The organism is Bradyrhizobium sp. CCBAU 11386 (genome assembly GCF_028128955.1).
Classification (GTDB): domain Bacteria; phylum Pseudomonadota; class Alphaproteobacteria; order Rhizobiales; family Xanthobacteraceae; genus Bradyrhizobium.
In genome coordinates, this window is sequence record NZ_LBKA01000258.1 from 199,366 (window position 1) to 223,368 (window position 24,003).

At 64.8% G+C, this 24,003-nt stretch carries 20 protein-coding genes; 8 read left to right on the forward strand and 12 right to left on the reverse strand.

Annotated features, from left to right (window positions below):
• Positions 1-4 precede the first annotated feature (4 nt).
• The 9 genes from XI09_RS40295 to pqqA all read right to left on the reverse strand — a co-directional run bounded on the left by XI09_RS40295 (position 5) and on the right by pqqA (position 9,173).
• Entirely contained in the window at positions 5-1,852 is a 1,848-nt protein-coding gene (locus tag XI09_RS40295; protein WP_271571859.1) for a 2-oxoacid:acceptor oxidoreductase subunit alpha, read from the reverse strand.
• Positions 1,822-3,621: an FAD-dependent oxidoreductase gene (locus XI09_RS40300; RefSeq protein ID WP_271571860.1), complete on the reverse strand. Its 1,800-nt coding sequence runs from the start codon at positions 3,619-3,621 to the stop codon at positions 1,822-1,824. Before XI09_RS40300 ends, XI09_RS40295 begins: the two co-directional genes overlap by 31 nt.
• Positions 3,622-4,064: 443 nt before the next feature.
• Positions 4,065-4,742: a DUF4286 family protein gene (locus XI09_RS40305; RefSeq protein WP_271571861.1), complete on the reverse strand. Its 678-nt coding sequence runs from the start codon at positions 4,740-4,742 to the stop codon at positions 4,065-4,067.
• Between the two features lie 16 nt (positions 4,743-4,758).
• Positions 4,759-5,745 carry a prolyl aminopeptidase gene (gene pip, locus XI09_RS40310; RefSeq protein WP_271571862.1) on the reverse strand — a complete coding sequence of 329 codons (987 nt, stop codon included), beginning with the start codon at positions 5,743-5,745 and terminating at the stop codon, positions 4,759-4,761.
• A complete protein-coding gene (gene pqqE, locus XI09_RS40315) occupies positions 5,735-6,934 on the reverse strand; it encodes a pyrroloquinoline quinone biosynthesis protein PqqE (protein WP_271571863.1) in 1,200 nt (399 codons plus the stop codon). The genes pip and pqqE overlap by 11 nt, the downstream gene beginning before the upstream one ends.
• Entirely contained in the window at positions 6,931-7,242 is a 312-nt protein-coding gene (gene pqqD, locus XI09_RS40320; protein ID WP_271571864.1) for a pyrroloquinoline quinone biosynthesis peptide chaperone PqqD, read from the reverse strand. The genes pqqE and pqqD overlap by 4 nt, the downstream gene beginning before the upstream one ends.
• A gap of 12 nt (positions 7,243-7,254) precedes the next feature.
• The gene (pqqC, locus tag XI09_RS40325; RefSeq protein ID WP_271571865.1) at positions 7,255-8,034 is read right to left on the reverse strand and encodes a pyrroloquinoline-quinone synthase PqqC; all 780 of its coding nucleotides are present in this window, start codon (positions 8,032-8,034) and stop codon (positions 7,255-7,257) included.
• On the reverse strand, positions 8,031-8,960 hold the full coding sequence (pqqB, locus tag XI09_RS40330; protein ID WP_271571866.1) for a pyrroloquinoline quinone biosynthesis protein PqqB: 930 nt from the start codon (positions 8,958-8,960) through the stop codon (positions 8,031-8,033). The genes pqqC and pqqB overlap by 4 nt, the downstream gene beginning before the upstream one ends.
• Positions 8,961-9,092: 132 nt before the next feature.
• Positions 9,093-9,173: a pyrroloquinoline quinone precursor peptide PqqA gene (gene pqqA / locus XI09_RS40335; RefSeq protein ID WP_007595659.1), complete on the reverse strand. Its 81-nt coding sequence runs from the start codon at positions 9,171-9,173 to the stop codon at positions 9,093-9,095.
• Positions 9,174-9,472: 299 nt separating this feature from the next.
• Here pqqA and XI09_RS40340 point away from each other — a divergent pair, with 299 nt between their 5' ends.
• From XI09_RS40340 to XI09_RS40365, 6 genes are all read left to right on the forward strand, one after another.
• The gene (locus tag XI09_RS40340; RefSeq protein WP_271571867.1) at positions 9,473-9,730 is read left to right on the forward strand and encodes a DUF6894 family protein; all 258 of its coding nucleotides are present in this window, start codon (positions 9,473-9,475) and stop codon (positions 9,728-9,730) included.
• 195 nt (positions 9,731-9,925) lie between these two features.
• A complete protein-coding gene (locus tag XI09_RS40345) occupies positions 9,926-11,326 on the forward strand; it encodes an amidase family protein (protein ID WP_271571868.1) in 1,401 nt (466 codons plus the stop codon).
• A gap of 2 nt (positions 11,327-11,328) precedes the next feature.
• Positions 11,329-11,805 (forward strand): glutathione peroxidase, encoded by a 477-nt coding sequence (locus XI09_RS40350; RefSeq protein ID WP_271571869.1) that lies wholly within the window; start codon positions 11,329-11,331, stop codon positions 11,803-11,805.
• The gene (locus XI09_RS40355) at positions 11,802-12,059 is read left to right on the forward strand and encodes a DUF3297 family protein (RefSeq protein ID WP_011089470.1); all 258 of its coding nucleotides are present in this window, start codon (positions 11,802-11,804) and stop codon (positions 12,057-12,059) included. Before XI09_RS40350 ends, XI09_RS40355 begins: the two co-directional genes overlap by 4 nt.
• Before the next feature lie 137 nt (positions 12,060-12,196).
• Positions 12,197-13,366: a D(-)-tartrate dehydratase gene (gene tarD / locus XI09_RS40360; RefSeq protein WP_271571870.1), complete on the forward strand. Its 1,170-nt coding sequence runs from the start codon at positions 12,197-12,199 to the stop codon at positions 13,364-13,366.
• Between the two features lie 368 nt (positions 13,367-13,734).
• On the forward strand, positions 13,735-14,022 hold the full coding sequence (locus XI09_RS40365; RefSeq protein ID WP_271571871.1) for a GIY-YIG nuclease family protein: 288 nt from the start codon (positions 13,735-13,737) through the stop codon (positions 14,020-14,022).
• 348 nt (positions 14,023-14,370) lie between these two features.
• Here the strand turns inward: XI09_RS40365 and XI09_RS40370 are convergent, their stop codons facing one another.
• Positions 14,371-15,720, reverse strand: coding sequence for a malonyl-CoA decarboxylase (locus XI09_RS40370; RefSeq protein ID WP_271571872.1), 1,350 nt, complete (start codon positions 15,718-15,720; stop codon positions 14,371-14,373).
• A gap of 303 nt (positions 15,721-16,023) precedes the next feature.
• Positions 16,024-16,824 carry an AraC family transcriptional regulator gene (locus XI09_RS40375; RefSeq protein WP_271571873.1) on the reverse strand — a complete coding sequence of 267 codons (801 nt, stop codon included), beginning with the start codon at positions 16,822-16,824 and terminating at the stop codon, positions 16,024-16,026.
• 60 nt (positions 16,825-16,884) lie between these two features.
• Between XI09_RS40375 and XI09_RS40380 the strand changes: the two genes are divergently transcribed.
• Both XI09_RS40380 and XI09_RS40385 read left to right on the forward strand, forming a co-directional pair.
• Complete coding sequence (locus XI09_RS40380) at positions 16,885-18,057, forward strand: MFS transporter (RefSeq protein ID WP_271571874.1); 1,173 nt, start codon at positions 16,885-16,887, stop codon at positions 18,055-18,057.
• A gap of 511 nt (positions 18,058-18,568) precedes the next feature.
• Positions 18,569-20,836, forward strand: a complete 2,268-nt coding sequence (locus XI09_RS40385; protein ID WP_271571875.1) for a cation:proton antiporter domain-containing protein — start codon at positions 18,569-18,571, stop codon at positions 20,834-20,836.
• Here the strand turns inward: XI09_RS40385 and XI09_RS40390 are convergent.
• Complete coding sequence (locus tag XI09_RS40390) at positions 20,833-23,991, reverse strand: efflux RND transporter permease subunit (protein WP_271571876.1); 3,159 nt, start codon at positions 23,989-23,991, stop codon at positions 20,833-20,835. The two genes, XI09_RS40385 and XI09_RS40390, sit on opposite strands and share 4 nt — an antisense overlap.
• Positions 23,992-24,003: the final 12 nt, after the last annotated feature.

The following is a 24,003-nucleotide window of genomic DNA, read 5'->3' on the forward strand; positions in this document are numbered from 1 at the left end:
CAAATCATGACACGGCCTTGCGGAGCGGGGTCACCTTGAGGTGATCCTGGTGGTCGCCAATGGCTTTTGCGATGAAACGGGCGGTGATCGGCGAGCCGTCATAATGCACGATCGGCACGAGCCGCACCGGGTCGATGCCGTTCTCGTTGACGATGAGCTGGCGGAGCTGGCTGTCGCGGTTCTGCTCGACCACATAGACGAAATCGTGCTCGGCGAGGAAGCTCGCCACGCTCGAATGGAACGGGAAGGCGCGGATGCGCAGGCGATCGAGCTGGTGGCCGCGCGCTTCCAGCAGGCCGATCGCCTCGTCCATCGCCGGCGAGGTCGAGCCGAAATAGATCACGCCATATTTGGTCGGCCGCTCCGCGTTGGCCTGGAGCGGCCGCGGCACGAGGTCCTGCGCCGTCTCGAACTTGCGCACCAGGCGCTGCATGTTGTCGGCATAGACCGGGCCTTCCTCGGAGTAGCGCGCATAGCGGTCGCGCGAGGTGCCGCGGGTAAAGTAGGAGCCCTTGGTCGGATGCGTGCCGGGATAGGTGCGGTAGGGGATGCCGTCGCCGTCGACGTCGAGATAGCGGCCGAAGTCGCGGCCTTCCTCCAGCATCTCCGCGGTCATGATCTTGCCGCGGTCATACTGCCGGGCATCGTCCCACTTCAGCGGACGGCAGAGACGGTGGTTCATGCCGATGTCGAGGTCGAGCATCAGGAAGATCGTGGTCTGGAGCCGCTCGGCGAGATCGAAGGCGGCGGCTGCGAACTCGAAGGCCTCCGCCGGATCTTCCGGGAACAGCAGCACATGCTTGGTGTCGCCATGCGAGGCATAGGCGCAGGCGATGATGTCGCATTGCTGGGTGCGGGTCGGCATGCCCGTCGAGGGGCCGGCGCGCTGGATGTTCATGATCACGGCCGGGATCTCGGCAAAATATGACAGGCCGATGAACTCGGTCATCAAGGAGATGCCGGGGCCGGAGGTCGCGGTGAAGGCGCGGGCGCCGTTCCAGGACGCGCCGATCACGATGCCGATCGAGGCAAGCTCGTCCTCGCCCTGCACGATGGCGTATTTCGCCTTGCCCGTCTCAGGATCGTGCCGGTACTTCTTGCAATGGGCGGTGAAGGCTTCCGCCACCGACGAGGACGGCGTGATCGGATACCAGGCGCACACGGTGGCGCCGCCATAGACGGCGCCGAGCGCGGCGGCGCTGTTGCCCTCGATGAAGATGCTGTCGCCGACCTTGTCGGACTTCTTCACCCGCAGCCCGATCGGGCATTTCAGGTTCTGAAGCGCCCAGTCGCGACCGAGATGCAGCGCATGGACGTTGGAGGAGAGCAGCTTCTCCTTGCCCTTGTACTGCTCGCCGATCAGCTGCTCGATCAGCTTCGCGTCCATGTCGAGCAGCGCGGACAGCGCGCCGAGATAGATGATGTTCTTGAACAGCTGGCGCTGGCGCGGATCGGTGTAGGTCGAGTTGGTGATCGCGGTGAGCGGCACGCCGATCACGGTGATGTCGTCGCGGAATTTCGTCGACGGCATCGGCTTGGTGGAATCGTAGAACAGGTAGCCGCCGGGCTCGATGCCGGCGACGTCCTTGTCCCAAGTCTGCGGGTTCATCGCCACCATCATGTCGACGCCGCCGCGGGCGCCGAGATGGCCGGCTTCCGTCACCCGCACCTCGTACCAGGTCGGCAGGCCCTGGATGTTGGAGGGGAAGATGTTGCGCGGGGACACCGGCACGCCATGGCGCAGGATCGCGCGCGCGAACATCTCGTTGGCGCTGGCCGAGCCCGATCCGTTGACGTTGGCGAAGCGGACGACGAAGTCGTTTACGCTGCTGATCGGCTTTTTGTCGGACATGCTGAACCTGCGTGAGTCATATCGATCAAATACTTCTGCATGTCCCAGGCTCCGGTGGGACAACGCTCGGCGCACAGCCCGCAATGCAGGCAGACATCCTCGTCCTTCACCATCACGCGCCCGGTCTTGAGATCGGAGGACACGTAAAGGTCCTGGTCCGGACGCAGCGACGGCGCCTTCAGGCGCTGGCGCAGGTCGGCTTCCTCGCCATTCTCCGTGAAGGTGATGCAGTCCATCGGACAGATGTCGACGCAGGCGTCGCATTCGATGCAGAGCGAGGTCGAGAACACCGTCTGCACGTCGCAGTTCAGGCAGCGATGGGCTTCGCCGAGCGCGAGCTTGACGTCGTAGCCGAGCTCGACCTCGGTGCGGATGTCCTTCAGCGCGATCACCTTGTCGCGATGCGGCACCTTGAAGCGCTTGTCGACGGAGATGTCGTTGTCATAGCTCCATTCGTGGATGCCCATCTTCTGCGAGGAGACATGCACCTCAGGCAGCGGCCGCTCGGTGATGTCCTCGCCCGACAGCAGCTTGTGGATCGACAGCGCGGCGTCATGACCCTGCGCCACCGCCCAGATGATGTTCTTCGGGCCGAAAGCGGCGTCGCCGCCGAAGAAGACCTTGGGGTTGGTCGAGACGAAGGTGTTCGGATCGACCTTGGGCATGTGCCATTTGTCGAACTCGATGCCGCAGTCCTGCTCGATCCAGGGAAAGGCGTTCTCCTGGCCGACCGCGACCAGCACGTCGTCGCATTCGAAGGTCTGGTCCGGCTCGCCCGAGGGCACCAGGTTGCGGCGGCCCTTGGCGTCGTATTCGGCCTTCACCTTCTGGAAGGTGATGCCGGTGAGCTTGCCGTCTGCGTGGATGAAGGCGACGGGGACCAGGAAGTTGAGGATCGGGATGTCCTCGTGGATGGCGTCCTCCTTCTCCCAGGGCGAGGCCTTCATCTCCTCGAAGCCGGAGCGAACGATCACCTTGACGTCCTCGCCGCCGAGGCGGCGCGCCGTGCGGCAGCAATCCATCGCGGTGTTGCCGCCGCCGAGCACGATCACGCGCTTGCCGATCTTGTCGGTGTGGCCGAACGACACCGACGACAGCCAGTCGATGCCGATATGGACGTTGGCGGCGGCCTCTTTCCGGCCGGGAATGTCGAGCTCGCGGCCGCGCGGCGCGCCGGAGCCGACGAAGATCGCGTCGTATTTCTCCGCGAGCAGCGCCTTCATGCTCTCGATGCGGTGACCGCCCTTGAAGTCGACGCCGAGACCCAGGATGTAGCCGGTCTCCTCGTCGATCACCGAATTGGGCAGGCGGAACTTCGGGATCTGCGAGCGCATCATGCCGCCGGCCTCCGGATCGCCGTCGAACACGGTGCAGTGATAGCCGAGCGGCGCCAGATCGCGCGCCACCGTCAGCGAGGCCGGACCGCCGCCGACCAGCGCGACGCGCTTGCCGTTCTTCGGCGAGGGCTTCGGCAGGCGGTGCTTGATGTCGTCCTTGAAGTCGGCTGCGACGCGCTTGAGGCGGCAGATCGCGACCGGTGTTTCCTCGACGCGTCCACGGCGGCACGCCGGCTCGCATGGACGATCGCAGGTGCGTCCCAGAATTCCGGGAAACACGTTCGATTGCCAATTGATCATGTAGGCGTCGCTGTAGCGGCCTTGTGCGATCAGTCGGATGTATTCGGGAACCGGGGTGTGCGCAGGACAGGCCCACTGGCAATCGACCACTTTGTGAAAGTAGTCGGGGGCCGCGATATCGGTCGGTTTCATTCCTACCCTGTCCGCGCAGGCCCAAAGACCCCGCGGCCTTTTCTTGAGCTTGGCGAACGCTAACGCGCGTCGATCTGGTTTCTGAATGACGTCATTGAGTTAGCTTATTAGAACCGGTCTGAAGTACAACGGCAAATTTGGGTGATCACCCGCTTTCATGGGAGCTGCGCGCGCACAGCATTAACGGCCGCGCGCAACAATGCGGCGGTGCAACATGCTGCGGTGCGTGCGAGTGTCCTGAAGTTCGAATGGAGTTTAGTTGTATCGATGCGAGCCGAGGCTTCACCTCTCCCGTAGGGAGAGGTCGGATCGCATCGAAAAGATGCGATCCGGGTGAGGGGTTACAGTCTGACCGAATGCTGCGGCCCCTCACCCGGATTGCTGCGCAATCCGACCTCTCCCCGCCGGGGAGAGGTGAAGCCCGAGCCGAATCTCAGTGCGCGCTAGCCGCGCGCGATATCGCTCTTCGCGAGGTCCCACATCAGGCTGTAGGTGCCGACGGAGACGGGAAGCGGGAAGGGCGATGCGGCGGGGCCGGTGAAGCGTTCGGCAATGACGGCCGAGACCGCGCCGACATGCGTGCCGTCGATCAGCACGAACCAGTCGCATGCACCTTCGTTGCGCACCGCCGGAATCTCGGGCGTTGCACCCGACAATTCCGGCTCGCTCTCGAGCAGATGCATCGAGATGATGCCGTTGCGATTTTCCGGCGCCAGCTTTTCTTGCAGTGCATCACGCCACGGCGCGGCATTGTCGAGCGTCGGCCGCAGCCGCACCACGCCGAGCGCAGCTCCGCGTCCGGTGCCGTTGCTGATGGTGATGCGCGCGACGGCGCGGAGCATGTCCTTGAAACGCGCCATGGTCTGCCGCGACCAGTCGGTCGGGCTCGCGAGCCGTGCCTTGTAAGGGGGGCTGTCGAGCACGTCGAGCGTCGCGGTCGAATAGAGGCAGAGATATCTGGGATTGGCGGCGTGCGCGACATAGCGCCGCGCTTCCAGGAACCCCTCGATCGCGACACGCTCTTCCAGGTGCTCGCGGTCGTACCAGCGGTTGAAATCGGCCTCATCGGCCGCCTCGATATTCATCGACGTCAGCAGCATGCCTTTCCCGGCGAGTGGCATTTTTTTTCTTGTCCTCTCATCGCGCGGCCTTGGAAGCGAGGTCGGCGATCGACTTCATGACCGCGTCTCTCACGCCGGCATCATAGAGCGAATGCCCGGCTTCTTCCACGATGCGCATCTCGGAACCCGGCCAGACTTTCGCCAGCCGCTCGGATGTCTCAGGAGGACACAACAGATCGTAGCGGCCCTGCACGATGATGCCGGGAATGCCGGCGAGCCTCCCCGCATTCTGCAGCAGCTGGTTTGCGGTCATGAAGCTGTCGTTGACGAAGTAATGCGCTTCCATGAACGGCGTCGCCGGCAATGTACGCCAGACGTTCAGCGCGGCGAGGTCGAGCCGCGTCCTTGCGGGCTTGTGCTCGGACAGGGCGCGCTCGGTATCGTGCCAGGCCCGCGCCGCCGGTCCATGCACGGCCGGATCGGCATCGAGGATGCGGCGCCAATAGGCGTCCACCGGCCGGTCCCGATCCTCAGGCGGCAGCACGCTGAGAAAATCCTCGTGCAGCGCCGGATAGAACTGCGACAGGCGCGAGCTGAACGCCGTCTCGACTTCCGCCCGCGTGCCGAGGAAGGTCGCGCGCAGCGCGATGCCGGAGACGCGTTCGGGATGCGCCTCTGCATACGCCAGCGCCAGCGTCGCGCCCCAGGAGCCGCCCACCACGATCCAGCGTTCGAAGCCGAACTTTTCGCGGATCTTCTCCATGTCCGCGACGAGGTGCGCCGTGGTGTTGTGCTCGCGCGAGCCCTTGGGACGGCTGCGGCCGCAGCCGCGCTGGTCGAACAGCACGGCGCAGAAACGCTCGGGATCGAACAGGCGGCGATGATCGGGCTGGCAGCCGCTGCCGGGCCCGCCATGCAGGTAGATCGCGGCAATGCCCTCAGTGCGGCCGACGCTCTCGACATAGAGCTCGTGGCCGTCGCCGACGTCGAGCATCTCGGAGGTCAACGGCGCAAAGGGATCGGCGCGTTTGACTGAACTGGCCGCGTCGGCGTCAGGCGCCATTCTCGGATTCCAGGGTGCCACCGGCAAAGTTGCGGTAGAGGAAGCGGTTGGTCCCGCCCTCGGCCTCGCGCTCGGCCTGCTTGAAGATGGTCTCGTGCAGCGGCGACAGCGCGCAGGCCGGATCGGTGTTGGCGGCATCGCCGGTCAGCGCGAAGGCCTGGCAGCGGCAGCCGCCGAAATCGATCTCGCGGAATTCGCAGGACTTGCACGGTTCCTTCATCCAGCCGGTGCCGCGATAGCGGTTGAAGGCGTCGGAGTTCTGCCAGATCCAGGCGATCGAGTGGTTGGAGCGCACGGATTCGAAGTCGAGCCCGGTGATGCTCTCGGCGGCGTGGCAGGGCAGCACCTTGCCGGCGGGCGAGATGTTGAAGAACTGCCGGCCCCAGCCGCCCATGCACTTCTTCGGCCGCAGCGCATAATAGTCCGGCACGACATAGTCGATCGAAAGCCGGCCCTTGAGCCGTTCCCGTGCGTCCTCGACGAGGCGGGTGCACTCGTCGAGCTGCGCCACCGTCGGCATCAAGGCGGCGCGGTTCTTCAGCGCCCAGCCGTAATATTGCACGTTGGCGACCTCGAGCCGGTCGGCGTCGAGATCGATCGACATCTGGATGATGTCAGGGAGCTGGTGCAGGTTCTGCCGGTGCATCACCGCATTCACGGTGAGCGGCAGATCGAGCTCGCGCGTCCACTTCGCGACTTCGAGCTTCTTGCGGTGGCCGCCTCTGTACCCGGCGACGCGATCGGCGGGGCCCTCTTCGACGCCCTGGAAGCTGATCTGCACGTGACAGAGCCCGGCATCCGCCAGCTCGCTCAGCCTCTCGCGCGTCAGCAGCACAGCCGAAGTGATGAGGTTGGTGTAGAGGCCGACGTCGCTGGCATGCTTGACCAGCTCGACGAGATCCTTCCGTGCCGTCGGCTCGCCGCCGGAGAAATGCACCTGGAGCACGCCGATCTCGGCGAGCTCGCTCAGCACCTTCTTCCATTCCTCGGTGGTCAGCTCCTTAGCCGAGCGGTCGAGCTCGACCGGGTTGGAGCAATAGGGACATTGCAGCGGGCAGCGATGGGTGATCTCGAGCAGCACGGCGAGCGGAATGCCAAAGGTCTCTGCCGTCGAACGCTGCTTCTCCAGCACCGCGAGGCTGTCGTTTGCCTCGGGCGGAACGGTGGGATTGCCGAGCACATCGCTCATGACGTCTTCTCCCGGGCCTCGGTGAGGAAGCCCTTGTCGGCGAGATCCTGGAGCATGACGATGACGTCGGTCAGGATCGCCTCGCGCGGCGCTGCGTATTTCGCCGCCAACTGGTCGGAGACGTCGCCGACGCTACGCTCGCCATCGCAGAGCTGCAAGACCTCGACCGCGATCTCGTCCGGTGCCAGCACGCGCTCCGGCGCCAGGATCACCCAGACTTTGCGCGTCTCGTCGTATTTCAGCTTGGCATGCCGCGGCAGCACGGGGCGGCTTGTCTCGCTGACGCTGATATGACGCGGCCCGGCCATTTCAGTTCCTCTTCAGCTCGCTTTGGGCACGAAAGCGCCCGGCGGAATGTGGCCCTCGACATAGGCGTGTTGGAGCGCATCCAGCTGCACCCACAGCACGTTGGTCTTGAAGATCAGCGCATTGCACACGGAGGCGCGCTCCTCCGGCGTCCTCGCGTGCGTCCTGACATAATCGAGCGCAAAATTGGCATCGCGCGGCGCCTGCGTGAGGCGGCGCTTGAAGTAGCTCATGATATCAGGGTTGACGAAGTCGTAATGCTGCAACATGCCGGCGATGCGCTCTTCATGGATGCTCGGCGCGAACAGTTCCGTCAGCGAGGAGGCGATCGCCTCCAGCGGGCTCTTCTCGCGGCAATAGTGCACATAGGCCTCCACCGCGAAGCGCGTGGCGGGGAGAATGCCTTCGGTGGATTCCACATAGGCGGTGTCGAGCCCGAGGCCTTCGGTCAACTTCAGCCAGCGCTCGATGCCGCCTTCGGAGCCGACATTGCCGTCATGGTCCTCGATGCGGTGGCGCCATTCCAGGCGCGTGGCGCGGTCGCGGAAGCGCGAGATCACGACCGCGTCCTTGATCGGGATCGTGCTCTGGTAATAGTAGCGGTTCAGCGCCCAGGCCTGCACCTGGCCCTTGTTCAGCTTGCCGCCGTGCAGCAGCTTGTGGAACGGATGCAGGCTGTGATAGCGGGTCGCGCCGATATGGCGCAGCGCCGCTTCCAACTCCTCGGCCGAGTTGAGCCTGATGTCCTTGCCGATCGAGAGCGCGGTCATTCCAGTCAGTGATGCGGCATTCACAGCACGATCTCCGTTCCATCTGCGGGTATCTGCCAGCCCGCCTGCTCGGCCGCTTTCCGCTCGGGTGAGGTGGGCAGCAGCGCCGGATTCGAGTTATTGATATGCAGAAACAGCTTCCTGTCGATATCGAGATCGGCCAGCCGCGCGATCGCGCCGTCGTCGCCGGACATCGCGACATGCCCCATGCTCTTGCCGGTCTTGTGGCCGAGCCCGGCTTTGATCATCTCGTCGTCCTGCCAGACCGTGCCGTCGAAGAACACCAGCGCGGCGCCGTCGATCTCGGCCTTGAGTGCGTCGGTCACTTCGGCGCAGGCGGCGATGAAGTAGAAGCACTTGCCGGTCGTCTTGTCGGTGATCTTGAGGCCGAGCGTATCGCCGTCGCCGGTCTCGCCGCCCGGATGCGCCTTGCCTTCCAGATACCAGGCCGACTTGCCCGGCACCGCGAAGGGCAGCACCTCGATTCCGGACCGCGCACCGTCAGGCAGCCGCGGCTCGAACGTCTCGCTGATGGCGATCGGCTGGCGCCGCACGGTCTTCTCGTTCAGCACGTTGAAGATGCTGTTGGCGCTGAGGATCGCCAGCACCTTCTCATGCGCATAGACCGTGAAGGGCGAGCCCTCGCGCATCGACAGCAGCCCCGCCACGGCATCCACCTCGCCATTGGTCAGGATCACGCCCGCGACCGGCGTATGACGCAGCGCGCCCGCCCTGGGGTGCAGTTGCGGCGTGGCATTCAATTGCTGGCGAAGATCGGGAGAGGCGTTGATCAGGAACCAATGCTCGCCGTCGCCGCTGAAGGCGACCGAGGCCTGAGTTCGTTGAAGCTCATCACCGATGGCACGGGCCGCGCGGCAACCTTCGCAGCCGCAATTCCATTGCGGCACTCCGCCGCCGGCCCCGGCGCCCAGGACGACGACGCGAAGCATGATCCGTCTCCTGGAGGCAACGTCGCGAGGTGGATCTCAGGTCAACACAAAATCTATCTTCCGGAAACGCATCGTGACCGAAAGTGCTCGACCGCAAGAACCACCTGCGCAGAACGCAAGCTCACCAACCGCTCACTTGCGGGTGGCGCTCACATACATGTTGATTTCCATGCCGCAGGGCACTTCGACGATCTTCGGGGCTTTCCAGGCCATTTGGCTCTCCATTTTGATTTTGGTGAATTCGGACGTATCCGCCCACGGGCTAAACTACTGCGGGGGGAAAAGTTCGCCAGTGAAATTTTCCCGACCTAAGTAGTAGGCCGCCGGAATTGTTGCGCTGCAAAGAGAGCGTATTGCGGCCGTAAAAATCGTAAAAATGATGTCGGAACAATACTTCCTGGTGGTGCTGCCTTGCGCCTGGCGCATTCGGTCGTGACCCCTGTCCTGATAAAGGAGTTGTGAGTGCAGTGCAGCTTTCAATCCGGTACAGCGACCCAATCTGGATCTCGGTGATGCCCAAATATTTCTTCAACACCCGCATCGGCGATGAATTGATCGTGGATCCCGACGGCGAGGATCTGCGCAATCCCGACCGTGCCTGGGAGGTCGCCCGCCAGATGATCCTGGAGGTCCTGAAATCGGAGGGGGCCCAGCCGGCGCTGCTGGAGGCGGTCATCGAGGTCACCGACGTCGACGGCGAGGTCGTGCTGGAGTTTCCCTTCACCGAGGCGCTGCTGGACATGCCGGATCAGTCCGCGACCAGGCATTAGAGAGGTCCGCCGCTCTCTCCACGTCATTGCGAGCGCAGCGAAGCAATCCAGAGTCCCTCCGCGGAACGATTCTGGATTGCTTCGCTGCGCTCGCAATGACGGCGATCCGAGCCCACGGCGCCTTCGCCCCTGCGAAATCCGCATGGCTTTGCCGCGTTCCCGGCGCTAAAAGACGCCGGTCATACGGAGCAAGTCATGCAAGATCTCTGGCGCCTGTCGGCCGCCGACCTCGCCACCCTCGTCAAGGCCAAAAAGGTGTCCGCCAGGGAGGCGGCCAAGGCCGGCCTCGCCCGCCTGGACGCCGTCAATCCAAAGCTTAACGCCGTGATCGATCACCGGCCGGAGGACGTGCTCAAGCAGGCCGACGCCGTCGACGCCGCCATTGCCAGGGGCGAGGACCCCGGCGTGCTGGCCGGCGTCCCCGTCACCATCAAGGCCAATGTCGACCAGGAGGGCTTTGCCACCACCAACGGCTTGAAACTCCAGCGCGACCTGATCGCGCGCGAGGACAACCCGGTGGTCGCCAACTTTCGGAAGGCGGGCGCCATCCTGCTCGGCCGCACCAATTGCCCGGCCTTCTCCTATCGCTGGTTCACCACCAATCTGGTCCATGGCGACACCAGGAACCCCCGCGATGCCGCGCTGACGCCGGGCGGCTCCTCCGGTGGCGCCGGCTCGGCGGTCGCGGCCGGCATCGGCCACATCGCCCATGGCACCGACATCGCCGGCTCGATCCGCTATCCCGCCTATGCCTGCGGCGTGCACGGCCTGCGCCCGACCCTCGGCCGCATCCCCGCCTTCAATCCGGCGCTGCCGGAGCGCCCGATCGGCCCGCAGATCATGGCGGTGTCGGGACCCCTGGCCCGCACCGTCAACGACATCAGGATTTCGCTCGCGGCCATGGCGGCCCGCGACATCCGCGACCCCTGGTATGTGCCGGCACCGCTGGAAGGCCCCGCGCGGCCGAAGCGCGCCGCGCTCTGCCTCAACCCGGACGGCCTTGCGACCACTCCGGAGGTGAAGGCTGCCGTGGCTGACGCCGGCAAGCGCCTCGAGCGTGCGGGGTGGACGGTCGATGTGATCGAGAACACCCCGCCGATGCGCGAAGCGGTCGAGTGGCAGATCAAGCTTTGGCTCGGCGACGGCTATGAGGCGCAGCTCGAAATGGCCGAGCGCGAGGGCGATCCCGGTGCGCTGGCGTGCCTGCGCGGCAACCGCAGCAGGGTCACGCCAATGGATCAGGCCAGCTACGCCAAGGCATTGACCCGCCGCGCCACGCTGACCCGCGACTGGATGCTGTTCTTCGAGACGTACGCCGTGCTGCTGACGCCGGTCTCCGGCGAATTGCCGTTCCCGGATCATCTCGACTGCAAGGACGACGACTCCTTCAAGCGCGTTTGGGAGGCGCAATTGCCGCAGATCGCGATTCCCTTCATGGGCCTGCCGGGCCTCGTCGTCTCCACCGGCCTCGTCGGCAAGGCGCCGGTCGGCGTGCATATCGTGTCCGGCCGTTACCGCGAGGATCTGTGTCTGCTCGCCGGCGAAGCGATCGAGGCGGGCGGCGTGCCGCCGTCGCCGATCGATCCCGTGGGTTAGCGATGTCCGCGATCTACGACTTCAAGGCCAACTCGCTTCTCGGCGAGGAAGTGCCCATGCGCCGGTTCGAAGGGCAGGTGCTCCTGATCGTCAACACCGCGAGCAAATGCGGCTTCACGCCGCAATATCGGGGCCTTGAGGATCTCTACCGCGATCTCTCGCCGCGCGGCTTCGCGGTGCTCGGCTTTCCCTGCAACCAGTTCGGCGCGCAGGAGCCGGGGCAGGCGAGCGAGATCCAGGAATTCTGCGCGACCCATTACGACGTCACCTTTCCCCTGTTCGAGAAGATCGACGTCAACGGCGCCAATGCGCATCCCTTGTATGAGTACCTGAAACGCCAGCAATCCGGCCTGTTGGGCGCCTCCATCAAATGGAATTTCACCAAATTCCTGGTGGACCGTGCCGGCCGGGTGATCGCGCGCTACGCGCCGACCGCACGGCCCGAAGGATTGCGGCAGCAAATCGAGACCCTGTTATGAGCGAGACAATCATGAGCGACGAATTTCCGGACCGCCTGTCGGTCGATCCGAACAGCCCCTATTACAACGCGGACATCCTGGCGCGCGACGTCGGCATCCGCTTCAAGGGCATCGAGAAGACCAATGTCGAGGAGTACTGCATCAGCGAAGGCTGGGTCCGCGTCACCGCCGGCAACGCCAAGGACCGCCACGGCAACCCGCTGACCATCAAGGTGCATGGACCGGTGGAGCCGTATTTCAGGGATAAGAAGTAAGCGCGGCGCGCACACTCTCTCCTCGTCATTGCGAGGAGCCCTTGCGACGAAGCAATCCAGACTATTTCCGCAGTGACAGTCTGGATTGCTTCGCTGCGCTCGCAATGACGAAAATAACCACCGAAAGCTGAACCATCATGTCCGTCCGCATCGTCGACGTCCGCGAGATCACCAAGCCGATCTCCTCGCCGATCCGCAACGCCTATATCGACTTCACCAGGATGACGACGAGCCTCGTTGCCGTCGTCACTGACGTCGTGCGCGACGGCAAGCGGGTCGTCGGCTACGGCTTCAATTCCAACGGCCGCTACGGGCAGGGCGGCCTGATCCGCGAGCGCTTCGCCTCGCGCATTCTGGAGGCCGATCCGAAGAAGCTTCTGAACGAGGCCGGCGACAATCTCGATCCCGACAAGGTCTGGGCCGCGATGATGATCAACGAGAAGCCGGGCGGCCACGGCGAGCGCTCGGTCGCGGTCGGCACCATCGACATGGCGGTGTGGGATGCGGTGGCGAAGATCGCGGGCAAGCCGCTGTTCCGCCTGCTCGCCGAACGTCACGGCGTCAAAGCCAACCCGCGCGTGTTCGTCTATGCCGCCGGCGGCTACTACTATCCCGGCAAGGGGCTCTCGATGCTGCGCGGCGAGATGCGTGGCTATCTCGACCGCGGCTACAACGTCGTGAAGATGAAGATCGGCGGCGCGCCGATCGAGGAGGATCGCATGCGCATCGAGGCGGTGCTGGAGGAGATCGGCAAGGACGCGCAGCTCGCGGTCGATGCCAACGGCCGCTTCAACCTGGAGACCGGCATCGCCTATGCCAAGATGCTGCGCGATTATCCGCTGTTCTGGTACGAGGAGGTCGGCGATCCCCTCGACTACGCGCTGCAGGCCGCGCTCGCCGAATTCTATCCCGGCCCGATGGCGACAGGCGAAAACCTGTTCAGCCACCAGGATGCCCGCAACCTGATCCGCTACGGCGGCATGCGCCCGGACCGCGACTGGCTGCAATTCGACTGCGCGCTGTCCTATGGCCTGTGCGAATACCAGCGCACGCTCGACGTGCTGAAGACCCATGGCTGGTCGCCGAGCCGCTGCATCCCCCATGGCGGCCACCAGATGTCGCTCAACATCGCCGCCGGCCTCGGCCTCGGCGGCAACGAGAGCTACCCCGACCTGTTCCAGCCCTATGGCGGCTTCCCCGACGGCGTCCGCGTCGAGAACGGCCACATCACCATGCCGGAGCTCTCAGGCATCGGCTTCGAGGGCAAGTCGGATCTCTACAAGGAGATGAAGGCGCTGGCGGAGTAGCCCGGCTTCATCAACACGCTCCGTCATTGCGAGCGCAGCGAAGCAATCCAGAATCTCTCCGCGGCGGCAGCCTGGATTGCTTCGTCGCAAGGGCTCCTCGCAATGACAGTGGAGAGAGCAGTGTCTTATGTCAGAGCCTTGATCCGTAGGCCGTGATGACCTCAGCTGTCGCAACGTTCTCCGTCCTTGCGAGCGCAGCGAAGCAATCCAGAATCTCTCCGCGGCGGCAGCCTGGATTGCTTCGTCGCGAGGGCTCCTCGCAATGACGGTGGAGAGAGCTTCGCAATTTTATCGCGCCAATCGCAGGCGCTGCTCGCAATCATCTCGTGGTTGTGTTATCGTGAAAGCTCTCTTAGTCGAGCAAGATCATGAAGCAGCCCTGTGTTTACATGTTCGCCAACCGCCGCAATGGCACGATCTACACAGGCGTCACGTCCAATCCGCCGCGCCGCGCGTTCGAGCATCGCGAGGGATTGATAAAGGGCTTCTCGTCGAAATACGCCTGCAAGCTCCTCGTCTGGTACGAGCTGCACGCGACTATGATCGACGCGATTACGCGCGAGAAGCAGATCAAGGGTGGCAGCCGGGCAAAGAAGCTCGCGCTCATCGAGAGCGTCAATCCGGAGTGGATCGATCTGTACGACACGCTGATCTGATTATCGGACGAACTGCAATCAGGCGCAGGTCGTCGCCACACACTCCGTCATTGCGAGCGTAGCGAAGCAATCCAGGATCTTTCCGCGGAGACGGTCTGGATTGCTTCGTAGCGTCAGCGCAAAATTGCTCCGCAATTTTGTCGCGAGCTCCTCGCAATGACGGTGGAGAGGGCAGTGTCGTCTGCGGGCGCCCGAGCCCGCAGCGGACGGTCGGTCGAGGGGCGCGAGGTGCCGCCACATTCTCCGTCATTGCGAGCGCAGCGAAGCAATCCAGAACCTTTCCGCGGTGGCAGTCTGGATTGCTTCGCTGCGCTCGCAATGACGGTGTGGCGCGAGTTGGACGTCCTCTTACGACAACCGCATGTCCAGCAGCCGCCGGCCTTCGCCCTTCAGCAGCTTCTTCACCGCGCTCGAGGCCACGACTTCGCCGTCATTGGCGTAGGCTTCGTGGTTCTTCTCGATGTCGTCGAGGCGGTAGAGATAGTTGACCATCACGCCGGCCGATTCCCGCACGCCCTTCGGCGAGAGGTCGCCGAGCCAGTTGATGCGCTCGAGCCGTGCGCCGTTGCCGAGATGGAAGCGGGCGACGGAGTCGATCAGCTTGCCCTTCGGCGTGCGCGCCTTCAGGAAGTAGTGCGCCGCGAGCGGCTCGATCACGCCGCGCAGCAGTGCGGTCGTCTCGGGGTTCTCGAACCATTTCGGATCGTCGAGGCGCTTCAGCAGCTCGCGGTCCTCGTCCGACAGCGGCAGGTCCTTGTCCTGCTTCACCCACTGCATGAAGCCCGGCACCGGCGACAGCGTCACGAAATTGTCCAGCCTGGGCAGCTCGCGGCGCAGCTCTTCGACCACCTGCTTGATCAGGAAGCTGCCGAAGGAGATGCCGCCGAGGCCCCGCTGGGTGTTGGAGATCGAATAGAACACGGCGGTGCGCGCGCGCTCGATCGGCAGATGCTGGCGGTCGACCGCGAGCAGCGGCGCGATCGCGCCGGGGATCGTTTCGGTCAGCGCCACCTCGACGAAGATCAGGGGCTCGTCCACCATCGCGGGATGGAAGAAGGCGTAGCAGCGGCGGTCGACCGGATCGATGCGGCGGCGCAGATCGTCCCAGTCGCTGATCTCGTGCACGGCTTCGTAGCGGATGATCTTTTCGAGGATGTTGGCCGGAGTTGACCAGTCGATCCTGCGCAGCACGAGAAACCCCCTGTTGAACCACGAAGAGAGCAGATGCGAGACGTCGCGATCGAGCGCGGCGAGATCGGTGTGCCCGTTCATCATGCCGAGCAAATCCGCGCGCATGTTGACGAGGTCGCCGGTGCCGCCGGGCGCGCGGTTGAGACGGCGGATCAACTCCTGCCGCCGCGGCTCCGATGCAAAATGCAGGGCGCTGGCATCCTCGTCGGCCGGCTGGGCGCGCCATTTTTCGATCGCCTTGGACAGGCGTTCCCGATCGGGGCCGAAGTCACGCACCAGCGCCTCGAAGAAGGCGCGGCGTCCTGCCGCATCCAGGTCCTGGTAGAGATCGAGCACCTCGCGCGCCATGGCTGTGCCGGAGGCTTCGCCCCGGCCCGACAGCAGCGCACCGCAGAGCGCTATCAGCCCGTCGGCGTCCTGTTTGGTGTCCGCGGAATCGCGGCGAAGCAGCGTGCGGCCGCGCTCGGAGATCGTGGCGAGCAGGTCGGAGAAGAAGGCGTTAGCCATCTGGGCCTTTCGAAACCGGTTTGTGCGGTGCAGCTTACACGGGATTTAGGCTGAAGCCGATCACAATCAAGCAGGCGAATTTGGCAAGTTTCGTGGTGCCATGCGTTCCAGGAACGTTGTCATGCCTCGCGAACGGCGGTGCGATCGCGTGTGAGCTTGAGGCACTCCAGCTTCCGCATCGTCATGGCCGGGCTTGTCCCGGCCATCCACGACCTTGCCCAGCGGGACAGAGAACGGGGATGCCCGGGACAAGCCCGGGCATGACGACCTCTCGGTCGCCATCGGGATGACGGCGCGTTTGCCTCAGCCCTTCCCCGCGAACTCCGTCGGCGTCCGCCCCGTCACCTGGCGGAACGCGGCCGAGAACGCCGGCACGCTGGCATAGCCGAGCTGGGTGGCGAGCTGCTTCACCGAGACGTTCGCATCCGTCGACAGCCGCTGGATTGCCGCGGCGATCCGCGCGCGCTGGCACCAGCTCTTGAAGCTCAGCTGCGTCTCCGTCGAGAACAGCCGCGACAGCGTGCGCGCGGAGGTTCCGACCTCGCGCGCCAGCGTGTCGATGTCGTGCAGGCCGGTGGGGTCGTCGAGCACGATCATCGCGGCGCGCCGGCAGCGCGGCTCGCGCGGCAGCGGCACGAAGGTCGCGGAATCCTCGGCCTGGTGCAATTCCAGCATGACGAGGCGAACCAGCAGCTCGGTGCGCTCTTCCGTGTTGCGCGCATCGAACAGCGCCAGGATCGCCTGATTGAGCAACGGCGACACCCGCACCACGAACTCCTTGGTCAGGCCGTCATAGCGCTGCTCGCGCTTCAGCCAGGACAGGTCGAAATACAGCGTGCGCATCTCGATATCGGCCAGCAGGTCGAGGGCGTGCTCGAGCCCGGCCGGCACCCAGACGGCCCGGTCCGGCGGCACCAGCCAGCGTCCCCCTGGTGTCGTCACCTGCATCGTGCCCTTCGCGGCATAGATCAGCTGCGCCTCGCGATGCAGGTGCGGGTCGATCCGCATGCCCTTGGGATAATCGCGGGCGACCAGGTGCACGCCCGCGGGCGAGCGATGATTGCTCCGGACCTCCCGGAGGATTGGCGTTTCCAAGATAGTCATTGGCAGCATCTCGTCATGCCCAGGACATATAACTCATTTCGGAGCAGGAGAGGATTCCGTATGAACAGCCCCAGCCGGGTCATCAGTTTCGTCAACGCAGGCCATTTCATCGACCATTATGCGATGCTGATCTTCGCCGCCGCCGTGATCATCATGGGCCCGGCGCTCGGCATGGCCTATTCGGAACTTCTGCCCTATGCGACGCCGGGCTTCGTCGCCTTCGGCGCAGGCTCGCTGCTGACCGGCTGGCTCGGGGACCGCTGGAGCCGCCGCCACATGATGCTGATCTTCTTCCTCGGCATCGGTGCCTCCATGATTGCGGTCGGCTTCGTGCAGACCCCGGCGCAGCTCGGCGCGGCGCTGCTGGCGATCGGTATCTTCGCCTCGATCTACCATCCCGTCGGCACCGCCATGATCGTGTCCTATGCCGACAGGCTCGGTCGCGAGATGGGGCTGAATGGCGTCTGGGGTAATCTCGGCGTTGCTTCGTCCGCGCTGGTCACCGGCGTGATCGGCCAGTATCTCGGCTGGCGCTTTGCCTTCATCGTTCCCGGCGTCGTCACCATCCTGATCGGCATCGCGTTTGCGATGATGGTCGTGCACGAGGACCGCAAGGGCTCGAAGCAAGCGGCGGCGCAGGCGCGCGTCGCCAAGCAGGACATGTGGCGCGTGATCCTGGCGCTGTTGATCGTCGTGATCGCGATCTCGACCACGTTCAATGCCGTCACCGTCGCGTTGCCGAAGCTGTTCGCGGAGCGGCTTGCCGACCTCACCAAGAGCCCGGCGCTGCTCGGGGTGATCGCGGCCGGTGTCTACGTGTTCGGCGCGATGACGCAGTACACGATCGGCCGGCTGCTCGACCGCTATTCGCTGAAGACGGTGGCGCTGCCGCTGTCCTTCATGCTGGCGCCGTTCCTGTATCTTGCCGCGAGCCTGTCCAATCTGCCGCTGATCCTGGTCTCGATCGGCATCGTCATGGGCGCGTTCGGGCAGGTCACGGTCAACGACGCCATGGTCGGCAAATACACCACGGAAGAATGGCGCTCGCGCGCCTATGCCGTGCGCTATTTCGTCGGCTTCACCGCGGCGGGTGCCTCTGTCGGCCTGGTCGCCTGGCTCTACGAGCAGGGCGGCTTCGTCACCATGCTGCACGCCTTCGCCGCGCTCTGCCTGCTCGCGATCGCCGCCGCGCTGATCCTGCCGCGCGAGATCCGGACGCCGCAGGCGGTGTGAGGGCAGTGAGGCGGACGGCTCGCGCCGCATCGTCATTCCGGGGCGTCGCGCAGCGACGAGCCCGGAATCCATTTACCCGCAGCCTCTGCCGCCCGATGGATTCCGGGCTCGCGCCTGTCGGCGCGCCCCGGAATGACAGAAGAGATGCGCGCAGCTGCTTCAACCTCGTCATTGCGAGCGCAGCGAAGCAATCCAGTCTGCCTCCGCGGAGGGACTCTGGATTGCTTCGCTGCGCTCGCAATGACGGGGGACGAGGAGGGGCGTCGTACATACCCCCATGATGCCATTCTGCCGGTGTCTTGCCCGACGAGTCAAACGTCGGAGCACCCGAAAAAACTCAACGCCGTCAATGCCGTTCTACTGTGCATGGGGTTGTTTTCGCGTTTTTTTTGTTGGAGCCTCCCCCCGGAGCTCGCCGCGACGGCAGGGAACTGCCTTCGCCTCCTGCGGGTTCTACTCCCATCGCCGCCGGCGCCTTTGCCGGCGCGGATGAAGGGGAAAAAACATCTGCATGCAGTGGCGCCTGCTCCGACCGGTCGGCCTCGTCCCCGCGGCGCTTGTCCTCACGACCATTGCGGCCGGTGCCGAGGGCGGCAAACCGGCCGGCCCGTCCGAATTCCTGCTGGTCGTGCAGATCGTGCTGCTGATCGCGGTCGGCCGCGGCCTCGGCGAGATCATGCAGCGGATCGGCCAGCCCTCGGTGATCGGCGAATTGCTCGCCGGCATCATCCTGGGGCCGTCACTGCTCGGCTGGATCTGGCCGGAGGCGCAGCACGCGATCTTTCCCAAGACGCCCGAGCAGAAGGCGATGATCGACGGCATCGCCCAGTTCGGCATCCTGCTGCTGTTGCTACTCACGGGCATGGAGACCGACCTCAAGCTGGTCAGGAAGGTCGGCAAGGCCGCGATTGCCATTTCGATCGCCGGCATCCTCGTGCCCTTTGCCTGCGGCTTCGCGCTCGGCGAGTTTCTGCCTGATGCGCTGCTGCCCGATCCGCAAGCGCGTCTTGTGGCCTCGCTGTTCATGGGCACGGCGCTGTCGATCTCCTCGGTGAAGATCGTCGCGGTGGTCGTGCGCGAGATGAACTTCATGCGCCGCAATGTCGGCCAGATCATCGTCGCGACCGCCGTCATCGACGACACCATCGGCTGGATCATCATCGCCGTCATCTTCAGCCTGGCCTCGCACGGCACGCTGGATATCGCCTCGGTGGCGAAGGCCGTGCTGGGCACGCTCGCCTTCCTCGCCGTCAGCTTCACCATCGGCCGCAAGCTGGTGTTCCAGCTCATCCGCTGGGCCAACGACAACATGGTCAGCGCGGCGGCGGTCGTTACCGTCATTCTGCTGCTGATGTGCGCGATGGCGCTGATCACGCATCTGATCGGCGTCCACACCGTGTTGGGTGCCTTCGTCGCCGGCATTCTGGTCGGCGAGTCCCCGATCCTGACGCGGCAGATCGACGAGCGCCTGCGCGGCCTGATCTCGAGCTTCTTCATGCCGGTGTTCTTCGGTCTGGCGGGTCTCAGCGCCGATCTCTCGGTGCTGCGCGATCCCAATCTCCTGATGCTCACCGGCCTCATCGTCGTCATCGCCAGCATCGGCAAGTTCGGCGGCGCTTTCGTCGGCGGCACCGTCGGCGGTCTGAACTATCGGGAGTCGCTGGCGCTGGCGAGCGGCATGAACGCGCGCGGCTCGACCGAGGTCATCATCGCCACCATCGGCCTCTCGATCGGCGTGCTCAGCCAGAACCTGTTCACCATGATCGTGACCATGGCGATCGTGACGACGATGGCGATGCCGCCGATGCTGCGCGCGGCACTGGCAAGGCTGCCGATGAACAAGGAGGAGAAGGAGCGGCTGGAGCGCGAGGAGTTCGACAAGCGCGGTTTCATCGCCAATCTCGAACGCCCCTTGCTGGCGGTGGACGAGAGCGTCAACGCCACCTTTGCCGCGCACATCGCCGGCCTGATCGCCGGCATGCGCGGCTTGCCGATGACGGTGCTGCATGTGGGCAAGCGGGCGAAGGAGCAGGAGGAGGGCCGGCACCACGAGGAAAGCCACGAAGCCGTGGTGAAGAAGGCGGCCGAAGCCGTGTCCGCAAGCGGCGATCCGGATGCCGGCAGCGTCGACGTCATCACCCGGGCGAGGCGGGCGGAGCTCAGGGACGCCATTGCCGATGAGGCACGGAAGGGTTTTGATCTCCTGGTCGTCGGCGTCGACAGGGTCGCAGCGACCAAGGATCGCTTCGACTGGAAGATCGAGGAGGTCGCCGCGGGATTCGAAGGGCCGCTTGTGATCGTGGCGGCCAAGGGCAAGCACCTGAAGCAGCCGGTGCCCGACATGTTCAACATTCTCGTGCCGGTCTCCGGCAGCGGCGTCTCCAAGCGCGGCGCCGAGGTCGCGGTCGCGCTGGCGCAGGCCGCGTCAGGCTCGCTCCGCGTGATCTATGTGGCGACGACGAGGGACAAGGGAACCCAGCGCGGCACGTCCCGGGGCCTCAGCCAGGAGGCAGGCATCCTGAAGGAAACCAGCGATCTCGCCGCCCGCTACGACGTCGACATCACCACGACGCTGCGGGTGAACCGGGCGCCGGAGGCCGCGATCCTGCGCGAGATCGACACCACCGATGTCGATCTCGTGGTCATGGGCGTGGACCGTATCCAGGCCGACCATCTCTCCTTCGGCGGTGTCGCCGATGCCGTGCTCAGGCAGTCGAAGGTCTCGGTGCTGCTGGTGTCGAGCGGCGAGTCGCGACAGGCGCCGGTGGAGAAGGCCTAAGGCTTCACCTCCACGGCCGGCTGCACCTTCGGCGCCTTCTTCGACGCCCGCCAGTTCTCGAACCGCTGCACCACCACGAAGAAGGCGGGCACGAACAGCACCGCGAGGCAGGTCGAGGCCAGCATGCCGGAGAACACGGTGATGCCGATCGACTTGCGGGCGCTGGCGCCGGCGCCGGTCGCGAGCACCAGCGGCACCACGCCGAGGATGAAGGCGAACGAGGTCATCAGGATCGGGCGGAAGCGGGCGCGGGCTGCCTCGATGGCGGATTCCAGCACAGGCTTGCCGTCGCGGCCGTGCAGCTCGAGCCCGACCTCCACGATCAGGATGGCGTTCTTGGCCGACAGCGCGATCAAGAGGATCAGGCCGATCTGGCAATAGAGGTTGTTGTCGATCTTGAGGCCGCTGAGGATCAGCATCGGCCCGAGCAGCGACAGCGGCACCGCCAGGATCACCGAGATCGGCGCGTACCAGCTCTCATACTGACCGGCGAGCACGAGATAGACCAGCAGCATGGCAAGCCCGAACACCCAGTAGATCTGGTTCGAGACCGCCTTCTCCTGATAGGACATCGCGGTCCATTCGTATCCGGTGCCCTGCGGCAGCGTCTTGTCCGCGATCTCTTCCATCAGCTTCAGCGACTGGCCGGAGGAGTAGCCCTGCGCCGGCAGGCCGATGATTGTCGAGGATGGATAGAGGTTGTAGAGGCTGATCAGCGACGGGCCGGTGGCCGGTGTGATCGTGGCGACCGTGCCGATCGGGATCATGTCGCCGTTGGAGTTGCGCACCTGCATGTTGGCGATGTCGCGCTCGGTGACGCGGAAGGCCGGATCGGCTTGCGTGTAGACCTGGAACACGCGGCCGAACTTGTTGAACTGGTTGACATAGGACGAGCCGAGATAGGTCGACAGTGCCGAGAACACCTGATCGGTGGTGACGTGCAAGGTCTGGGTCTTGACGCGGTCGATCTCGACGTTGAATTGCGGCACCGACGAGCGGAACGAGGACTGGACGCGCTGCAGCGCGCTCTGGCTCTGGCCATTGGAGACCATTGCACCGGTGATGGCCTGCAGCTTGGCGAAATCGCTGTTGCCGTCACGCAGCTCGACCTGCATCGAGAAGCCGGCGGCGTTGCCGATGCCCTGGATCGGCGGCGGCGGCAGCACGATGGTGCGCGCCTCCATGATGACAGCGAGCTTGTCGTTCAGCCCGTAGACCAGCGAGCGCAGATCCTCGCCGGGGCCTTTGCGCGCCTCCCAGTCCTTCAGGATGATGTAGGCGACGCCGGCATTGGCAAGGCTTGCGCTGCTGTCAAGCGCGGAGATGCCGGCAATGGTGATGACCTGCTGGACTCCAGGCGTCTCCTTGATGATCTCGCTGGCCCGGTCGAGCACCTTCTGGGTCCGTTCCAGCGAGGCACCGTCGGGCAGTTGGATGGCGGCGATCAGATAGCCCTGGTCCTCGATCGGCAGGAAGCCGGTCGGCACCCGCGACAGGCCGTAGCCGCCGATTCCGATCAGCACCAGCGCCACCGCGACCGACACCGTGGCGTGCCTGACCAGGAAGGTGATCAGCCGTGTGTAGCCGCGCTCGACCCGGTTATAGACGCTGTTGAAGCCGCGATAGAAGAAGTTGCGCTGCTCCGGCGGTACCGCCGGCCGCAGCCACAGCGCGCATTGCGTCGGCTTCAAGGTCGCCGCGTTGATGGCGGAGAGCAGCGCGGTCGCCGCGATCACCAGCGCGAATTGCGAATAGATGCGGCCCGTGAGGCCCGCGAGGAACGAGGCCGGCAAGAACACCGAGATCAGCACCAGCGTGATGCCGACGATCGGCGCGAACAGCTGGTCCATCGCCTTGATCGCGGCGTCGTGGCCGTTCATGCCTTGCTCGATATTGTGCGCGGCGCCTTCCACCACCACGATGGCGTCGTCGACGACGATGCCGATCGCCAGCACGATCGCGAACAGCGTCGACATGTTGATGGTGAAGCCGAGCGCCGCCATCGCGGCGAAGGCGCCGATGATGGTGACCGGCACGGTCGTTGCCGGCACCAGCATCGCGCGCCAGTCCTGCAAGAAAACAAGGATCACGACCAGCACCAGCAGGCCGGCCTCGATCAGCGTCATGTAGACCTCGTGGACGGAGGCCTCGACGAATTTGGTGGTGTCGAACGGCGTGTCGTATTTGATGCCTTCCGGGAAACGCTTGGCGAGCTCCGCCATCTTCTTCTCGACGGCCTGCTCGACCTGGAGCGCGTTGGCGCCGGGCGACTGGAACACGCCGATGCCGACGGCGGGCTGCTTGTTGAGCGAGAAGATCTGGCTGTAGGTCTGCGCGCCGAGTTCGACCCAGCCGACGTCGCGCACCCGCGTGACGTCGCCGCTGGTGCCTGACTTGACGATGATGTTCTCGAACTGGCTGGTGTCGACGAGCCGTCCGTTGACGTTGAGCGTGTACTGGAACGCCTGGCCCGGCGGCGTCGGCGGCGCGCCGACCTGGCCGGCCGAGACCTGCTGGCTCTGCTGCTGGATTGCGTTGATGACGTCCTGCGGCACGAGGCCACGGACTTGCAGCTTGTTGGGATCGAGCCAGACCCGCATCGAATACTGGCCGGCGCCGAACACTGTGACGTTGCCGACGCCAGGCAGGCGCGAGAGCTCGTCGCGGATGTTGATGGTGGCGTAGTTGCTCAGATACAGGCTGTCATACCGGGAGTCCGGCGAGGTCAGCGTCACGAACAGCAGAATCGAGGTCGATCGCTTCTGCACGGTGACGCCCTGGTTCTGCACCGACTGCGGCAATTGCGACAGCGCGCTGGAGACGCGGTTCTGCACCAGCACCTGCGCGAAGTTGAGGTCGGTGCCGATCTTGAAGGTCACGGTCAGCGTATAGGTGCCGTCGGAGCCGCTGTAGGACTGCATGTAGAGCATGTCCTCGACGCCGTTGACCTGTTGCTCGATCGGCAGCGCCACGGTGTCGATCACCGTCTTGGCGCTGGCGCCGGGATAGCGCGTGGTCACCTGCACGGTCGGCGGCACCACGTCGGGATATTGCGCGATCGCGAGGTTGAACAGCGCGACGCCGCCGATCAGGATCATCAGCAGTGCGATGACGTTCGAGAGGACCGGCCGCTCGATGAAGAATTTGGAGATCATGGCAGGCAGCTC

Coding starts and splice junctions, on each gene's coding strand:
- XI09_RS40345 (WP_271571868.1), top strand. CDS start 9,926: ATGCAAGATCTCTGGCGCCTGTCGGCCGCCGACCTCGCCACCCTCGTC.
- XI09_RS40355 (WP_011089470.1), top strand. CDS start 11,802: ATGAGCGAGACAATCATGAGCGACGAATTTCCGGACCGCCTGTCGGTC.
- XI09_RS40385 (WP_271571875.1), top strand. CDS start 18,569: ATGCAGTGGCGCCTGCTCCGACCGGTCGGCCTCGTCCCCGCGGCGCTT.
- XI09_RS40300 (WP_271571860.1), bottom strand. CDS start 3,621: ATGAAACCGACCGATATCGCGGCCCCCGACTACTTTCACAAAGTGGTC.
- pip (WP_271571862.1), bottom strand. CDS start 5,745: ATGGCGCCTGACGCCGACGCGGCCAGTTCAGTCAAACGCGCCGATCCC.
- pqqE (WP_271571863.1), bottom strand. CDS start 6,934: ATGAGCGATGTGCTCGGCAATCCCACCGTTCCGCCCGAGGCAAACGAC.
- pqqD (WP_271571864.1), bottom strand. CDS start 7,242: ATGGCCGGGCCGCGTCATATCAGCGTCAGCGAGACAAGCCGCCCCGTG.
- XI09_RS40380 (WP_271571874.1), top strand. CDS start 16,885: ATGAACAGCCCCAGCCGGGTCATCAGTTTCGTCAACGCAGGCCATTTC.
- XI09_RS40390 (WP_271571876.1), bottom strand. CDS start 23,991: ATGATCTCCAAATTCTTCATCGAGCGGCCGGTCCTCTCGAACGTCATC.
- XI09_RS40340 (WP_271571867.1), top strand. CDS start 9,473: ATGCCCAAATATTTCTTCAACACCCGCATCGGCGATGAATTGATCGTG.
- XI09_RS40295 (WP_271571859.1), bottom strand. CDS start 1,852: ATGTCCGACAAAAAGCCGATCAGCAGCGTAAACGACTTCGTCGTCCGC.
- XI09_RS40370 (WP_271571872.1), bottom strand. CDS start 15,720: ATGGCTAACGCCTTCTTCTCCGACCTGCTCGCCACGATCTCCGAGCGC.
- tarD (WP_271571870.1), top strand. CDS start 12,197: ATGTCCGTCCGCATCGTCGACGTCCGCGAGATCACCAAGCCGATCTCC.
- XI09_RS40375 (WP_271571873.1), bottom strand. CDS start 16,824: ATGACTATCTTGGAAACGCCAATCCTCCGGGAGGTCCGGAGCAATCAT.
- XI09_RS40305 (WP_271571861.1), bottom strand. CDS start 4,742: ATGCCACTCGCCGGGAAAGGCATGCTGCTGACGTCGATGAATATCGAG.
- pqqA (WP_007595659.1), bottom strand. CDS start 9,173: ATGGCCTGGAAAGCCCCGAAGATCGTCGAAGTGCCCTGCGGCATGGAA.
- XI09_RS40350 (WP_271571869.1), top strand. CDS start 11,329: ATGTCCGCGATCTACGACTTCAAGGCCAACTCGCTTCTCGGCGAGGAA.
- XI09_RS40365 (WP_271571871.1), top strand. CDS start 13,735: ATGAAGCAGCCCTGTGTTTACATGTTCGCCAACCGCCGCAATGGCACG.
- pqqB (WP_271571866.1), bottom strand. CDS start 8,960: ATGCTTCGCGTCGTCGTCCTGGGCGCCGGGGCCGGCGGCGGAGTGCCG.